The sequence below is a fragment of the Janibacter sp. Y6 genome, assembly GCF_040900765.1.
Lineage (GTDB): Bacteria > Actinomycetota > Actinomycetes > Actinomycetales > Dermatophilaceae > Marihabitans > Marihabitans melonis.
In genome coordinates, this window is record NZ_JAKLYZ010000001.1 from 139,016 (window position 1) to 154,363 (window position 15,348).

15 protein-coding genes are annotated in these 15,348 nt (G+C 70.9%); 10 read left to right on the plus strand and 5 right to left on the minus strand.

Annotated features, from left to right (window positions below; genetic code table 11):
* Positions 1-134: 134 nt before the first annotated feature.
* From L6241_RS00625 to L6241_RS00645, 5 genes are all read right to left on the minus strand, one after another.
* Positions 135-848 (minus strand): ABC transporter ATP-binding protein, encoded by a 714-nt coding sequence (locus L6241_RS00625; RefSeq protein ID WP_123091692.1) that lies wholly within the window; start codon positions 846-848, stop codon positions 135-137.
* Complete coding sequence (locus L6241_RS00630) at positions 845-1,765, minus strand: ABC transporter ATP-binding protein (protein ID WP_368244361.1); 921 nt, start codon at positions 1,763-1,765, stop codon at positions 845-847. The genes L6241_RS00625 and L6241_RS00630 overlap by 4 nt, the downstream gene beginning before the upstream one ends.
* The gene (locus L6241_RS00635) at positions 1,762-3,483 is read right to left on the minus strand and encodes a branched-chain amino acid ABC transporter permease (protein WP_368244362.1); all 1,722 of its coding nucleotides are present in this window, start codon (positions 3,481-3,483) and stop codon (positions 1,762-1,764) included. The genes L6241_RS00630 and L6241_RS00635 overlap by 4 nt, the downstream gene beginning before the upstream one ends.
* On the minus strand, positions 3,480-4,463 hold the full coding sequence (locus L6241_RS00640) for a branched-chain amino acid ABC transporter permease (RefSeq protein WP_368244363.1): 984 nt from the start codon (positions 4,461-4,463) through the stop codon (positions 3,480-3,482). Before L6241_RS00640 ends, L6241_RS00635 begins: the two co-directional genes overlap by 4 nt.
* A 140-nt stretch (positions 4,464-4,603) precedes the next feature.
* Positions 4,604-5,842: a branched-chain amino acid ABC transporter substrate-binding protein gene (locus tag L6241_RS00645; RefSeq protein WP_368244365.1), complete on the minus strand. Its 1,239-nt coding sequence runs from the start codon at positions 5,840-5,842 to the stop codon at positions 4,604-4,606.
* 203 nt (positions 5,843-6,045) lie between these two features.
* Here L6241_RS00645 and L6241_RS00650 point away from each other — a divergent pair, with 203 nt between their 5' ends.
* From L6241_RS00650 to L6241_RS00695, 10 genes are all read left to right on the plus strand, one after another.
* A complete protein-coding gene (locus L6241_RS00650) occupies positions 6,046-6,477 on the plus strand; it encodes a Rieske (2Fe-2S) protein (RefSeq protein ID WP_251718781.1) in 432 nt (143 codons plus the stop codon).
* A 44-nt stretch (positions 6,478-6,521) separates the two neighbouring features.
* Positions 6,522-8,534, plus strand: coding sequence for an excinuclease ABC subunit UvrC (uvrC, locus tag L6241_RS00655; RefSeq protein ID WP_368244366.1), 2,013 nt, complete (start codon positions 6,522-6,524; stop codon positions 8,532-8,534).
* Positions 8,531-9,448: an RNase adapter RapZ gene (rapZ, locus tag L6241_RS00660; RefSeq protein ID WP_123091697.1), complete on the plus strand. Its 918-nt coding sequence runs from the start codon at positions 8,531-8,533 to the stop codon at positions 9,446-9,448. Before uvrC ends, rapZ begins: the two co-directional genes overlap by 4 nt.
* A gap of 1 nt (position 9,449) precedes the next feature.
* Positions 9,450-10,460, plus strand: a complete 1,011-nt coding sequence (gene yvcK / locus L6241_RS00665) for a uridine diphosphate-N-acetylglucosamine-binding protein YvcK (protein WP_123091698.1) — start codon at positions 9,450-9,452, stop codon at positions 10,458-10,460.
* 9 nt (positions 10,461-10,469) lie between these two features.
* A complete protein-coding gene (whiA, locus tag L6241_RS00670; RefSeq protein ID WP_068276011.1) occupies positions 10,470-11,450 on the plus strand; it encodes a DNA-binding protein WhiA in 981 nt (326 codons plus the stop codon).
* 172 nt (positions 11,451-11,622) lie between these two features.
* A complete protein-coding gene (gap, locus tag L6241_RS00675) occupies positions 11,623-12,630 on the plus strand; it encodes a type I glyceraldehyde-3-phosphate dehydrogenase (protein WP_368244367.1) in 1,008 nt (335 codons plus the stop codon).
* A gap of 30 nt (positions 12,631-12,660) precedes the next feature.
* Positions 12,661-13,875, plus strand: coding sequence for a phosphoglycerate kinase (gene pgk / locus L6241_RS00680; protein ID WP_368244369.1), 1,215 nt, complete (start codon positions 12,661-12,663; stop codon positions 13,873-13,875).
* Positions 13,872-14,663 (plus strand): triose-phosphate isomerase, encoded by a 792-nt coding sequence (gene tpiA, locus L6241_RS00685; RefSeq protein ID WP_368244370.1) that lies wholly within the window; start codon positions 13,872-13,874, stop codon positions 14,661-14,663. Before pgk ends, tpiA begins: the two co-directional genes overlap by 4 nt.
* Before the next feature lie 65 nt (positions 14,664-14,728).
* Positions 14,729-14,974 (plus strand): preprotein translocase subunit SecG, encoded by a 246-nt coding sequence (gene secG, locus L6241_RS00690; protein ID WP_123091700.1) that lies wholly within the window; start codon positions 14,729-14,731, stop codon positions 14,972-14,974.
* Between the two features lie 10 nt (positions 14,975-14,984).
* Positions 14,985-15,338 (plus strand): RNA polymerase-binding protein RbpA, encoded by a 354-nt coding sequence (locus L6241_RS00695; protein ID WP_083968861.1) that lies wholly within the window; start codon positions 14,985-14,987, stop codon positions 15,336-15,338.
* Positions 15,339-15,348 lie beyond the last annotated feature (10 nt).

The window sequence follows — 15,348 nt, forward strand, 5'->3', positions numbered from 1 at the left end:
AATAGATGACGTACAAACTGAATCCGACTCTCAACTCGTCTATTAGCTCAATCGGCGGTTCTGAGCGGGATGCGTCAGTAGAAGGGTTGGGTGTCACAGGCCTCATGACACCCAACCCTTCTACCGGTATCGGCTCAGTCCTCGCCGAGGTAGGCCTTGCGGACCTCGTCGCTGGTGAGCAGCTCCTCGCCGGTGCCCTCGGTGACGATCTTGCCGACCTCGAGCACGTAGCCCTTGGTCGCGATCTTCAGGGCGGCCCGGGCGTTCTGCTCGACGAGCAGGATCGTCGTGCCCTGCTCCTGCAGGGTCGTCACCGTGCTCATGATGCGCTTCATCATCAGCGGCGACAGACCCATCGAGGGCTCGTCGAGCATGAGCAGCTTGGGGCGGCTCATCATCGCCCGGCCCATGGCGAGCATCTGCTGCTCGCCGCCGGAGAAGGTGCCCGCCGGCTGCTTCGAGCGCTCCCCGAGGATGGGGAAGAGCTCGTAGGCGGCCTTGAGGTCCTTGCGGATGCCGTCGTCCTTGCGCCCGTAGGCACCGAGGAGGAGGTTCTCCTCGACGCTCATCCGGGGGAAGATCCGCCGGCCCTCGGGGGAGTGGGCCAGGCCCAGACCCACGATGTCGTGCGCGGGCACGGTGGAGATGTCCTGACCCTGGTAGAGGATCTGGCCGGCCACCGGGCGCAGCAGGCCCGAGATCGTGCGCAGCGTCGTCGTCTTGCCGGCACCGTTGGTGCCGATGAGCGAGACGACGTCGCCCTCGTCGACGGTGAAGGAAATGCCCTTGACCGCCTGGATCTTGCCGTAGGCGACCTTGAGGTCCTTGACCTCGAGCATGGGGCTCATCGGCGCTCCTCCTCGGGCTCGTGCCCCTCGTTCTGCTCGGGCAGCTCGCCCTCGGCGCGCAGCACCTCGATCTCCTCGTCGGTGAGGTCGGACGTGTCGATCTCGTCGTCGTCGGCACCGCCGATGTAGGCCTCGATGACGCGCGGGTCGGACTGGACCTCGCCGGGGGAGCCCTCGATGAGGGTCTCGCCCCGGACCAGGCAGAGCACCCGGTCGCAGAGGTTGAAGATGAACCGCATGTCGTGCTCGATGACGACGACGGCCATGCCGAGGTCGCGGATCCGGAAGATGAGGTGCATCGCCTCTTCCGTCTCCTTGGGGTTCATGCCCGCCGTCGGCTCGTCGAGCAGGATGACCTGCGGGTCGGTCGCCAGGGCGCGGGCGATCTCGAGCTTGCGCTGCTCGCCGTAGGGCAGGTTGCGCGCGAGGCTCTCCGCCTTGTGGTCGAGCCCGACGAAGTCGAGCAGCTCGTGCGCCCGGGCGAGGCTCTCGGCCTCCTCCTGCCGGAACTTCGGCCCGCGCAGGATCGAGGTGAGCGCCATCGAGGTCGTGCGGCAGTACCGCCCGACCATGACGTTCTCGAGCGCCGTCATGTTGTTGAAGAGCCGGATGTTCTGGAAGGTCCGGGCCATGCCGGCGGTGACGACCTCCCGAGGTCGCGGCGGGAGCCGCTTGCCCTGGAGGGTCACCTCGCCCGAGGTGGGCTTGTACATGCCGGTGAGGCAGTTGAAGAAGGTCGTCTTGCCGGCCCCGTTGGGACCGATGAGACCGACGATCTCGCCCTCGTGGACGGTGAAGGAGACGTTGTTCACGGCCGTGAGACCGCCGAACCTCATGACGATGTCGCGCGCCTCGAGCACGACGTCGCCGGTCTCGGCGGGCGTGCGCTGCGGGGTGTCGCTCACGGTGGTGCTCATCGGGTCTCCTCCTCGGTCGCGACCTTCCAGTCGCCGACGACGTCGGCCAGCTCCTCGTCGTCCTCGTGGAACTCGAGCTGGCGTCGCTTGCTGGCCACGAGGCCCTCGGGACGGAAGCGCATCATGAGCACGAGCAGCAGCCCGAAGAGCAGCAGCCGGTACTCGCTGAAGAAGCGCAGCTTCTCCGGCATGAGCTTGAGGACCACCGCGCCGAGGATGACACCGGCGATCGTGCCCATGCCGCCGAGGACGACGGCGGCGAGCAGGAAGGCCGACTCGAGGAACTGGTACTGGTCGGGCGTCACCGAGGTGTCGTAGTGCGCCTTGACCGTGCCCGCGATGCCGGCGAGGAAGGCACCACCGGCGAAGGCGAGCAGCTTAAGGCCGAAGACGTTGACGCCCATGGCCTCCGCAGCGCGCTCGTCCTCACGGATGGCCACCCAGCCGCGACCGATCCGGCTGTTGTTCATCCGCGCGAAGACGAGGATGAAGATGCCGGTGAGCAGGAGCATGAGCAGGTAGTAGTTCGCCGCCCGGCTCAGCTCGATGCCCGCGACGGTGTGGGTGGCGCCGAAGTCGAACCCGAAGAGGTTGAGGTTCGGGATGGCCGTGACGCCGTTCGGGCCGTTGGTGATCTTCGGGCCGTTGTTGCCGTCGAGGTTGAACATCGTCAGCCGGAAGATCTCGCCGAAGGCGAGCGTCACGATGGCGAGGTAGTCACCGCTGACCCGCAGCGTCGGCGAGCCGACGACGAGACCGAGCAGGGCGGAGAACAGACCGCCGATGAGCGCCGTGACGATGAAGGGCGGGTGCCAGTCGATCTGCGAGGACGCCGCGCCGGACAGGATCGCCCCGACGTACGCACCGGCGCCGAGGAAGGCGATGTAGCCGAGGTCGAGCAGACCGGCGAGACCGACGACGATGTTGAGGCCGATGGCGGTCGTGGCGAAGATGAGCACGCCCGTCGCGATCGACATGTTGATCTCCGACCCGTCCTGGGTGAACGGGAAGAGGAAGGCCGCGGCGAAGGCGCCCAGGGTGAGGACGTGGCGGTGACGCTGCGCGGCCGCCCCGACGTACCCGAACAAGCCGGCCTTGGCCAGACCGGTCCCGATGACCCCGATCGCCACGAGGAAGAGGACGAAGACCCACGCGTCGTCGCGCCCGAGGGCGTAGGCGGCGATGGCCAGGGCCACCGCGCAGATGATCGCGATGAGCGCGATCTCGACCGTGCTCGGCGCCTTGACCGTGAAGGCGTCACGGGTGGCGACGAGCGGCCGGGCGAGGACGCCGCCGGCGAGGGTGACGAGGGCACCGACGAGGGCGACGTACACCCCTTCGTTGGCGTTGATGAGACCGCCCGCCTGGACCGCGACCCCGACGAGGGAGAGCGCGGCGAAGGCCGTCGACCCGATGCCGAGCGCCAGCAGCGCCGGCCCGGCCGAGAACCAGCCGAGGACGGGGGCGAGCAGGCTGCGCGACAGGGCCACGACGAGCACGGTGATGCCGAGCAGCATCGCGAAGATCTGCAGGCTCACCGGCCAGAAGCGGATGCTGATGTCGCCGAAGATCGGCTCGTAGGACCAGGACAGCAGACCCGAGACGAGCAGCAGGGCGCCGCCGACGAGACCGAGGATCACCCCGAGGCCGGAGCGGTCCGCCGGGGCCGAGGTCTCGGCGTGCTGGGGGTGCTGAGGAGCTGTGGTTGCGGTGCTCATGCGCGGTCGACCACCTTTGCGCCGAGGAGGCCCTGCGGCCGGAAGACGAGGATGAGGATGAGCAGGGCGAAGGCCCACACGTCCTTCCAGCTGGAGCCGCCGAACTGGTCGAGGCCGAAGGGCAGGAGGGTCGTGTACTGGGTCACGAGGGTCTCGACGACGCCGAGCACGAGCCCGCCGACGATCGCGCCCCAGATGTTGCCGATGCCACCGAGGACCGCGGCCGTGAAGGCCTTGAGACCGGCGATGAAGCCCATCTTGAAGTTGATGTTCGTGTTGAGCAGGCCCTGCGAGACACCGGCGATGGCGGCGAGCGCGGCGCCGATGGCGAAGGCCACGACGATCGTGCGGTCGACGTTGATGCCCATGAGGCGGGCGGTGTCGGGGTCCTGCGAGACGGCCTGCATGCCACGACCCGTGCGGGTCTTTCTGACGAAGAACCAGAGCAGAACACCGCAGATGACGAGGCAGGCGATGGTGAAGATCGCCGCGCGCTGGATCGTCAAGCCAAAGGGCTCGAAGGCCGGGCCGGTGACGACGTCGATCTGCGGGAAGGGGATCTTCTGCTTCGCGCTCGGGAAGTCGAGCGGGTTGGCCTCGGTGACGATGAAGGGCCGGTTGTAGAAGAGGCGGACGAACTCCTGGAGGAAGACCGAGATGCCGATGGCCGTGATGAGCGGGGCGAGACGCGGGGCGCCGCGCAGCGGCCGGTAGGCGACGCGCTCGGTGAGGACCGCGACGCCGACCGAGGCGATGATCGCGCCGATGACCATGACCGGCAGGATCCACAGGGCGGTCTGGCCCTGGAAGAGGATGAGGTAGGTGCTCAGCGCGCCGAAGGCGCCGATCATGAAGATCTCGCCGTGAGCGAAGTTGATGAGCTGGACGATGCCGTAGACGACGGTGTACCCGACGGCGATCAGCGCGTAGAGCGAGCCGATCGTCAGCCCGTTCACGAGCTGCTGCAGGAACAGGTCCACGAGGCCTCCTGGGTGTGGGGAGGGACGGGGGAGGGGGCGAGGGTGGCCCCGCGAGGTCGCCGTGGCGACCCGGGGACGGGGCGAGGGCTGTGCGCCCCCGCCCCGTCACCTGCCCGACGGCGAGATGCCGTCGCGCGGGATCACTTCTCGGTGAACTCCTCGGTGGAGACGTCGGTCCACTTGCCGTCCTTGACCTCGTAGGCCGTGAGGACGCGGGTCGTCGTGTCACCGAACTCGTCGAAGGCGACCTTGCCGGTCGCGCCGTCGAAGGAGACGTCCTTCATCGCGTCGATCGTGGCCTGGCGAGCGCCCTCGACGTCGTCGGCGTCCTTGAGGGAGACCTTCATCGCCTCGATGATCGCGTTGGCCGCGTCGTAGGACTGGGCGCCGTAGGCCTCGTAGGGGTCGGAGTAGCCACCGGCCTCGTAGGCGTCGACGAAGGCCTTGGCCGAGTCGAGCTTCTCGGTCGGGGCGCCGATCGAGGTCGCGAGGTCGCCGTTGCTGTTCTTGCCGGCGAGCTTGACGAACTCGGGGCTGAAGATGCCGTCACCACCCATGAGCGGGACGTCGAGGCCCTGGGCCTTCATCTGCTGGCTCAGCGGGCCGGCCTGGGGGTACTCGCCGCCGTAGTACACGGCCTTGGGGTTCTTGGCCTTGACCGAGGTGACGACGGCGTCGTACTTGTCGTCGTCGGGGTTGATCGTCTCGGCCGCCACGACCTTCCCGCCGAGCTTCTCGAACTCGGAGGTGAAGGACTCGACGAGACCCTGGCCGTAGGCCTTCTTGTCGTGGATCGTCGCGACCTCCTTGATGCCCGCCTTCTCGAAGAGGTAGCGCGCGGCGAAGGGGCCCTGGACGGCGTCGGTGGTGCAGGTGCGGAAGTAGTTCGCGTACGGCCGCTGCGGGTTGTTGGGGTCCTCGCCCTTGGTGAGGGAGACACCGGTGTTCGCCGGGGAGACCTCGACGATCTTCGCGGTGTTGAGGACCGGGGCGACCGTGCCCGCCACGGAGGAGTTGAGCGTGCCGACGACGCCGATGACGTCCTTGTCGCCCGCGAGCTTGGAGGCGGCGTTCTTGCCGACGTCGGGGTTGGCCTGGTCGTCCTCGGCCGCGACCTCGATCTTCCAGCCCTCGAGCTCACCGGACTCGTTGGCCTCCTTGACCGCGAGGTCGACGGAGTTCTCGATGCCCTTGCCGAGGGCGGACAGGTCGCCCGACAGGGGCGCGATGACACCGATCTTGACGACCTTCTCGTCGCCACCGCCGCCGCTGCCCGCGCCGTCGCCGCCACCGTCGCCACCGCGGGTCCCGCAGGCGGACAGTGCCATCGACATCGCGAGGAGCGTGGCCCCTGCTGAGATGACGGATCGCTTGGTCACGTTTCCTCCAGATGAAGAGATGCCGGGTCGTGCCCGGGTGATCCACGACTGGCTCGTGGGCTGGCGTCAAGGTAGTGCGGTTCGTCGTCGGGCTGACCTCCCCATGCACGCACCGTGTCCGACCTGTTACCAGCGACGTCCTCCCAGGACCTGCACAGGCCGTTCGGGGCTGATTCCTTGACACGGGCTGCCAGGGTTGGGTCGTGAGCATCCACGAGCAGCCCCTGACCCGTCGTGCCGCCCTCGTCGTGCCCGCCGGCGGCGTCCTCGCGCTCTCCGCGTGCGGGGGTGACTCCGGGGGCTCCGGCGAGAGCACGACCGCCTCAGCCGGCTCCGGTGACGGGGCCGCCGCGGGCGGGGTGTCGGTGCCGACGGCGGACGTGCCCGTCGGCGGCGGGGTCGTCCAGGACCGCGTCGTCGTCACCCAGCCCACCGAGGGCGAGTTCAAGGCCTTCGACGCGACCTGCCCGCACCAGGGCTGCGCGGTGGCGAAGGTCGAGTCCGGCACGATCACCTGCCCGTGCCACGGCAGCACCTTCGACGCCAGCACGGGCGACGTCACGGGCGGGCCCGCGCAGAAGGGGCTCACCGCGAAGGAGGCCACGGTCGACGGGGACACCGTCACCGTCGCCTGAGGGTCACCCCCTTCGCTGTCAGCCCGCCCGCCTAGGGTGAGCGGGTGGCCGACCCAGCGACCTACCGCCCTGCCCCGGGGTCGATCCCGACCGACCCCGGCGTCTACCGCTTCCGTGACGCCCACGGCCGGGTCATCTACGTCGGCAAGGCGAAGTCGCTGCGCTCGCGGCTGTCGTCCTATTTCCAGGACATCTCCGGGCTGCACCCCCGCACCGCGCGGATGGTGCGCACCGGCGCCTCCGTCGAGTGGACCGTCGTGTCGACCGAGGTCGAGGCGCTCCAGCTCGAGTACGCGTGGATCAAGGAGTTCGACCCGCGCTTCAACGTCAAGTACCGCGACGACAAGTCCTACCCCTACCTCGCGGTGACGATGTCCGAGGAGTTCCCGCGGGCGATGGTCATGCGGGGGAGCAAGCGCAAGGGGACCCGCTACTTCGGGCCGTACACCCACGCGTGGGCGATCCGCGAGACCCTCGACCTGCTCCTGCGCGTCTTCCCGGTGCGCACGTGCAGCAACGGCGTCTTCCGGCGCGCCCAGCAGGTCGGGCGTCCCTGCCTGCTCGGCTACATCGACAAGTGCTCGGCGCCGTGCGTCGGCCGGGTCGACCCCGACGAGCACCGCGCCATCGCCGAGGAGCTGTGCGACTTCATGGCCGGCAGCTCCGACCGCTTCGTGCGCCGGCTCCAGGCCCGGATGCGCGAGGCCTCCGCCGAGCTCGACTTCGAGGCCGCCGCACGGCTGCGCGACGACATCGGCGCGCTCACCAAGGCCCTCGAGAAGTCCGCGGTCGTCCTGCCCGACGGCACCGACGCCGACGTCTTCGCCCTCGCCGACGACGAGCTCGAGGTCGCCATCCAGGTCTTCCACGTCCGCGGCGGTCGCATCCGCGGCCAGCGGGGCTGGGTCGCGGAGAAGGACGCCGAGACCCTGCCCGAGGTCGTCGCCCACCTCCTGCAGCGCGTCTACGGCGAGGAGGAGGTGCCGCGCGAGGTCCTCGTCCCGGTGCTGCCGGACGACCCCGACGCGATGACGCAGTGGCTGCGGAGCCGGCGCGGCTCGCACGCCGACCTGCGCGTCCCGCAGCGTGGCGACAAGCGCGCGCTCATGGAGACCGTCGAGCGCAACGCCACCCAGGCGCTCGCCCGCCACAAGGTCGCCCGCGCCGGCGACCTCACGGCGCGCAGCCAGGCCCTCCACGACGTCCAGGAGGCGCTCGGCCTCGACGACGCGCCTCTGCGCATCGAGTGCTTCGACATCTCCCACATCCAGGGCCAGGAGGTCGTCGGCTCGATGGTCGTCTTCGAGGACGGCCTGCCCCGCAAGTCCGAGTACCGCCGCTTCGTCGTGCGGGGCGACGTCGATGGGCGCACCGACGACACCGCGGCGATGCACGAGGTGCTCACGCGACGCCTGCGTCATCTCGTCTCCGTCGACGAGCACGGCGGCGACCGCCCGGGCATCGACGAGGAGACCGGCCGACCCCGGCGCTTCGCCTACCCGCCCAACCTCGTCGTCGTCGACGGCGGCGCGCCGCAGGTGGCCGCCGCCCAGGCGGTCGTCGACCGGCTCGGCATCGAGGACGTCGCCCTCGTCGGCCTGGCCAAGCGGCTCGAGGAGCTGTGGCTGCCCGGCGAGGAGCACCCGGTGATCCTGCCGCGCAGCTCCGAGGGGCTCTACCTCCTGCAGCGGGTGCGCGACGAGGCGCACCGCTTCGCCATCACCTTCCACCGTCAGCGCCGCAGCAAGGCGATGACCGTCTCCGCCCTCGACTCGGTCCCGGGGCTGGGGCAGACGCGCAAGGCCGCGCTGCTGGGCCGCTTCGGCTCGGTGAAGCGGATCCGTGCGGCGAGCGTCGAGGAGCTCGCCGAGGTGCCCGGCATCGGCCCGGCGACCGCAGCCCGGATTGCGGCAGAGTTGGGCGCGCAGGCCCCCGAGCCGGCCGTCGACCCGCGCACCGGCGAGGTGCTCGACGACGCGCCCGCCCCGGTGGCGGGCGCCGACGCCGGGGCCGCGGCAGAGCAGGTCCCCACCCGAGAGCAGGAGGACGCACGATGAGCAGCGACGGGCCGCAGGAGCAGGGCCAGGGCGCCGACGAGCTGCCGGAGGTCTTCGTCGTCACCGGCATGAGCGGCGCGGGTCGCTCGACGGTCGCCAACGTCATGGAGGACCTCGGCTGGTACGTCATCGACAACCTGCCGACGATCATGCTGCCCCAGCTCGTCGAGCTGGCCACCGAGGCCGACGACGGCCGCGCGCAGGGCCTGCGCCCGCGCAAGGTCGCCATCGTCCTCGACATCCGCGCGCGGGGCTTCGCCGACCTCCACGAGTCAGTCGAGAAGCTGCGGGCGAGCGGCTGGACCCTGCGGCTGCTCTTCCTCGACGCCACCGACGAGGCACTCGTGCGCCGCTTCGAGTCCGTGCGGCGCCCGCACCCGCTCCAGGGCACGGGCCGGCTGCTCGACGGGATCCAGCAGGAGCGCGCGCGCCTGGCGGACCTGCGCTCGTCGGCCGACCTCGTCATCGACACCTCGGGCCTGAACGTCCACCAGCTGTCGCGCAAGATCCACCCGCTCTTCACGACGACGGCCGGTCACAAGGTGCGCCTCGCGCTCATGTCCTTCGGCTTCAAGTACGGCGTCCCGCTCGACGCGGACTACGTCTTCGACATGCGCTTCCTGCCCAACCCCTACTGGGTCCCCGAGCTGCGATCGCACACCGGCCGCGAGGCCCCGGTCGCCGAGTACGTCCTGCGTCAGGAGGGAGCCGGCGACTTCCTCGACTCCGTCGAGCGGCTCCTCGAGCCGGTGATCGCCGGCTACCTGCGCGAGAACCGCAAGTACGTGACCCTCGCCGTCGGGTGCACGGGCGGCAAGCACCGCAGCGTCGCCGTCGCCGAGGAGCTGGCCTCCCGGCTCGCCGGCGAGGACGTCGAGACCTTCGTCGTCCACCGCGACCTCGGGCAGGAGTGAGATGACGGCCGCATTCACCCTCCCCGCGTCCATCACCCCCGAGCGTCACCTCGAGGTCGTCGCCCTCGGCGGCGGCCACGGCCTGGCTGCCTCGCTCACCGCGCTGCGCCACATCAGCGACGCCGTGACCGCCGTCGTCACCGTCGCCGACGACGGCGGCTCGAGCGGGCGGCTGCGCGAGGACTTCTCCGTGTTGCCCCCGGGCGACCTGCGGATGGCTCTCACCGCGCTGTGCGACGACAGCGACTGGGGCCACATGTGGTCGGCGGTCCTGCAGCACCGCTTCGACGGCGACGGCGACCTCGGTGGCCACGCCCTGGGCAACCTCCTCATCGTCTCGCTCTGGCAGCTCATCGACGACCCGGTCGCCGGTCTCGACCTCGTCGGACGACTGCTCCAGGCCCGGGGGCGGGTGCTGCCGATGTCGGCCGTCCCGCTCGAGCTCATGGCCCAGGTGCGCGGCGTCGACCCGGCCGACCCCGACGACCGCTCGACCGTCGTCGGTCAGGTCGAGATCGCGCGCACGACGGGGGTCGTCGAGTCGATCGCCGTCCTCCCGCACGACCCGCCGGCCCGCCCGGAGGCCGTCGAGGCCGTCCGCGGGGCCGACGCCGTCATCCTCGGCCCGGGGTCGTGGTTCACGTCCGTCCTCACGCACCTGCTCGTGCCCGAGCTGCGCCAGGCGCTCGTCGAGACCGACGCGCACCGCATCCTCACCCTCAACCTCGAGATGAGCACCGACGAGACCCAGGGCTTCTCCGCCGTCGAGCACATCGAGCGCCTGCGCAGCACGGCGCCCGAGCTCCACGTCGAGACGGTGCTCGCCGACCCCTCGGTCGTCGACGACCGCGAGGGCCTCGAGCGGGCCTGCGCGAGCATCGGCGCCGAGCTCGCCCTCTACGAGGTCGCGCAGCCGGGGCGTCCGGGGCAGCACGATGCGCTGCGACTGGGTGCGGCGTACCGTGACATCCTCGAGCTGCCCCGGAGATCCCGGGGGAGCCGCGAGAGGTAGGACGCACGCATGGCGATGACCGCACGGGTCAAGGACGAGCTGAGCCGGCACGAGGTGACGAAGACCTGCTGCCGCAAGGCCGAGATCGCCTCGGTGCTGCGCTTCGCGGGCGGTCTGCACATCGTCGGCGGGCGGATCGTCGTCGAGGCCGAGCTGGACACCGCTCACGCCGCGCGTCGCCTGCGCCGCGACATCGCCGAGGTCTACGGCCACGAGTCCGAGCTGCTCGTCCTCGCCGCCGGCGGCCTGCGCCGCGGCACCCGCTACGTCGTGCGGGTCGCCCGGGAGGGCGAGGCCCTCGCCCGCCAGACCGGTCTCGTCGACGGCCGCGGGCGGCCCGTGCGTGGTCTGCCCCCCAAGGTCGTCGGCGGCTCGCAGTGCGACGCGGTCGCCGCCTGGCGCGGCGCCTTCATCGCCCACGGCAGCCTTACCGAGCCCGGCCGGTCCTCCTCCCTCGAGGTCACCTGCCCCGGTCCCGAGTCGGCCCTCGCCCTCGTCGGGGCCGCCCGCCGCCTCGGCGTGCCGGCCAAGGCGCGGGAGGTGCGCGGTGTCGACCGCGTCGTCATCCGGGACGGCGACGCCATCAGCGCCCTCCTCGTGCGCCTCGGGGCCCACGACGCCGTCCTCGCCTGGGAGGAGCGGCGGATGCGCCGCGAGGTCCGGGCGACCGCCAACCGGCTGGCCAACTTCGACGACGCCAACCTGCGACGCTCCGCCCGGGCGGCCGTCGCCGCCGGGGCACGGGTGCAGCGCGCGATGGAGATCCTCGGCGAGGACATCCCCGACCACCTCGAGCAGGCCGGCTCTCTGCGCGTCGAGCACAAGCAGGCCTCGCTCGAGGAGCTCGGCCGCCTCGCCGACCCGCCGATGACCAAGGACGCCGTGGCCGGCCGGATCCGCCGTCTGCTCGCCATGGCCGACAAGCGCGCCGCCGAGCTCGGGATCCCCGACACCGAGGCCTCGCTCTCGGCCGACCTCCTCGACGGCTGACACCCCCTTCGCGCCCCTGCCCACCCCCTGTCGGCCACCCGCCGAGCACCTCCCGACCACCCGGTGTCCGCATCGCCGACCGGTGCGACGCACCTCACCCCGACCCCCTAGGGTGGAGGGGCACCCTGGGCCGCGCTGAGGCGGCCGACTCGACCACCTGAGAGGCATCACCGTGACCGTTCGTGTTGGGATCAACGGCTTCGGCCGCATCGGCAAGAACTTCTATCGCGCCGTGCTGGCGTCCGGCGCCGACATCGAGGTCGTCGCCGCGAACGACCTCATGGACAACAAGACCCACGCGCACCTGCTGAAGTACGACTCGATCCTCGGTCGCCTCAGCCAGGACGTCACCTACGACGACGACTCCATCAGCGTCGGCGGCAAGCGCATCCGCATCTTCGAGGAGAAGGACCCGGCGAAGATCGACTGGGCGAGCGAGGGCGTCGACGTCGTCGTCGAGTCCACCGGCTTCTTCACCGACGCGACGAAGGCCAAGGCCCACATCGACGGCGGTGCGAAGAAGGTCATCATCTCGGCCCCGGCCAAGAACGAGGACATCACCATCGTCATGGGCGTCAACGACGACCTGTACGACCCGGAGAAGCACACGATCATCTCCAACGCGTCGTGCACGACGAACTGCCTGGCCCCCATGGCCAAGGCGCTCAACGACGGTCTGGGCATCGAGCGCGGTCTCATGACGACCATCCACGCCTACACCGGTGACCAGCGCCTCCACGACGCCCCGCACAGCGACCTGCGTCGCGCCCGCGCCGCCGCGCTCAACATCGTCCCCACCTCGACCGGTGCGGCCAAGGCCGTCGCCCTCGTCCTCCCCGAGCTCAAGGGCAAGCTCGACGGCTACGCCCTGCGCGTGCCGGTCCCCACCGGCTCGGCCACCGACCTCACCTTCACCGCCGGTCGCGAGACGACCGTCGAGGAGGTCAACGAGATCGTGCGCAAGGCCGCGGAGTCCGGCCCGATGGCCGGCCGTCTCGTCTACACCGAGGACCCGATCGTCTCCAAGGACATCGAGACCGACCCGGCGAGCTGCATCTTCGACGCGGGCCTGACCAAGGTCATCGGCGACCAGGTCAAGGTCGTCGGCTGGTACGACAACGAGTGGGGCTACTCCAACCGCCTCGCCGACCTCTGCCTGCTCGTCGGCCAGAGCCTCTGACCCACCTCGGCTGACAAGGACGCACGGATCGTGAAGACCATCGCCGACCTCGGAGAGCTGCGCGGCCAGCGCGTGCTCCTGCGGTCCGACCTCAACGTCCCGCTCGACGGGAGCACCATCACCGACGACGGACGGATCCGTGCCTCGCTGCCGACGATCCGCGAGCTGACCGAGGCGGGTGCGCGCGTCGTCGTGTGCGCCCACCTCGGTCGGCCCAAGGGCGCTCCCGAGGAGCGCTACTCGCTGCGCCCCGTGGCGCAGCGCCTGGGCGAGCTGCTCGGCCAGGACGTCGCCTTCGCCACCGACACGGTGGGGGAGTCGGCGAAGGGGGTCGTCGCGGACCTCCAGGACGGCAACGTCGCCGTCCTGGAGAACCTGCGCTTCAACCCGGGCGAGACGAGCAAGGACGAGAGCGAGCGCGGTGCCTTCGCCGACGAGCTCGCCGCCCTCGCCGACGCCTACGTCAGCGACGGCTTCGGCGTCGTGCACCGCAAGCAGGCCTCGGTCTACGACGTCGCGACCCGCCTGCCGGCGGCCGTCGGCGGTCTCGTGCGCACCGAGGTCGACGTGCTGCGCCGTCTGACGAGCGAGCCCGAGCGGCCGTACGCGGTCGTCCTCGGCGGCGCGAAGGTCTCCGACAAGCTCGGCGTCATCGACAACCTCCTCGGCACCGCCGACCGCCTGCTCGTCGGCGGCGGGATGGTCTTCACCTTCCTCGCCGCCCAGGGCCACGAGGTCGGCACGAGCCTGCTCGAGGCCGACCAGGTCGACCGGGTCCGCGAGTACCTCGAGCGGGCCGAGCGCGACGGGGTCGAGATCGTCCTGCCCGTCGACGTCGTCGCGGCCACGGAGTTCTCCGCGGAGGCCGACCACGAGGTCGTCGCCGCGGACGCGATCCCCGCCGACCGCATGGGTCTCGACATCGGCCCGCGCTCCGGCGAGCTCTTCGCCTCGCGCCTGGCCGACTGCCGCACCGTCTTCTGGAACGGCCCGATGGGGGCCTTCGAGATGGCCCCCTACGCCGCCGGGACGAAGGCGGTCGCCCAGGCGCTCGTCGACGTCACCGCGACCGGCGCGCTCACCGTCGTCGGCGGTGGCGACTCGGCCGCCGCGGTCCGTCAGCTCGGCTTCGAGGACGCCGACTTCGGGCACATCAGCACCGGGGGCGGCGCGTCCCTGGAGTACCTCGAGGGCAAGGAGCTCCCGGGGCTGCAGGTCCACGAGACCCAGGAGGGCACGCGATGACCGGCCGCACCCCGCTCATGGCGGGCAACTGGAAGATGAACCTCGACCACATGCAGGCCGCGCACCTCGTGCAGAAGCTCGACTGGACGCTGCGCGACGCCAAGCACGACCACGCGGCCGTCGAGGTCGTCGTCATGCCGCCCTACACCGACCTGCGCTCCGTGCAGACCCTCGTCGACGGCGACAAGCTCGCCCTGCGCTACGGCGCGCAGGACCTCTCGCAGCACGACAGCGGCGCGTACACCGGCGAGATCTCCGGCGCCTTCCTCGCGCGCCTCGGCTGCACCTACGTCGTCGTCGGCCACAGCGAGCGACGTGAGCACCACGGCGAGAGCGACGAGGTCGTCGCGGCGAAGGCCGCCGCGGGCTACCGTCACGGGCTCACCCCCGTCGTCTGCGTCGGCGAGGGCCTCGAGGTCCGCCAGGCCGGCGAGCACGTCGCGCACGTCGTCGAGCAGGTGCGCGGCTCGCTCGCGGGCCTGAGCGAGGAGCAGCTGGCCACCGTCGTCGTCGCCTACGAGCCCGTGTGGGCCATCGGCACCGGCGAGGTCGCCACGCCCGAGGACGCCCAGGAGGTGTGCGCCGCGATCCGCGAGGAGCTCGCGCAGATCGCCTCGCCTGAGGTCGCCGACGCGGTCCGGGTCCTCTACGGCGGGTCGGTGAAGTCCGGCAACGTCGCGGCGATCATGGCCGGCGCCGACGTCGACGGCGCGCTCGTCGGCGGGGCCTCGCTCGACGCCGAGGAGTTCGCCGCCATCTGCCGCTACCAGGCGCACCTCACCACCTGATCCGGCGCGGGCAGGTATCCTGCCGTGTCAGACCGACCGCACGACCGACCCGAAGGCCGACAGACGTGGACGCAGTACGCATCGCCCTCCAGGTGATCCTTGTGATCACCGGGCTGATCCTCACCCTCCTCATCCTCATGCACAAGGGCAAGGGCGGCGGCATCTCCGACATGTTCGGCGGTGGCATGACCGCGTCCCTCGGCAGCTCGTCGGTGGCCGAGCGCAACCTCACGCGCTTCACGGTCGTCGTGGGGCTGCTGTGGTTCGTCTCCGTCGTCGGCATCGGCGTCATCGACCGCTTCGACGTCTGAGGAGCAGCACATGGCTGGTGGAGGGAACGCGATCCGGGGCAGCCGCGTGGGCGCCGGACCGATGGGCGAGGCCGAGCGGGGCGAGAGCGCCCCGCGGACCTTTGTCTCGTACTGGTGCGGCAAGGGCCACGAGGTGCGCCCGAGCTTCGCCCTCGAGCCCGGGGTCGAGATCCCCGAGCAGTGGGAGTGCACCCGGTGCGGTCTGCCCGCCGGGCAGGACAAGGACAACCCTCCTGCCCCGCCGCGGGCCGAGGTCTACAAGACCCACCTCGCGTACGTCAAGGAGCGCCGCAGCGACAGCGAGGGCGAGGAGATCCTCGCCGAGCGTCTCGGCGAGCTGCGCCGCCGCCGCGGCACCGAGTAGTCGCCCGCCG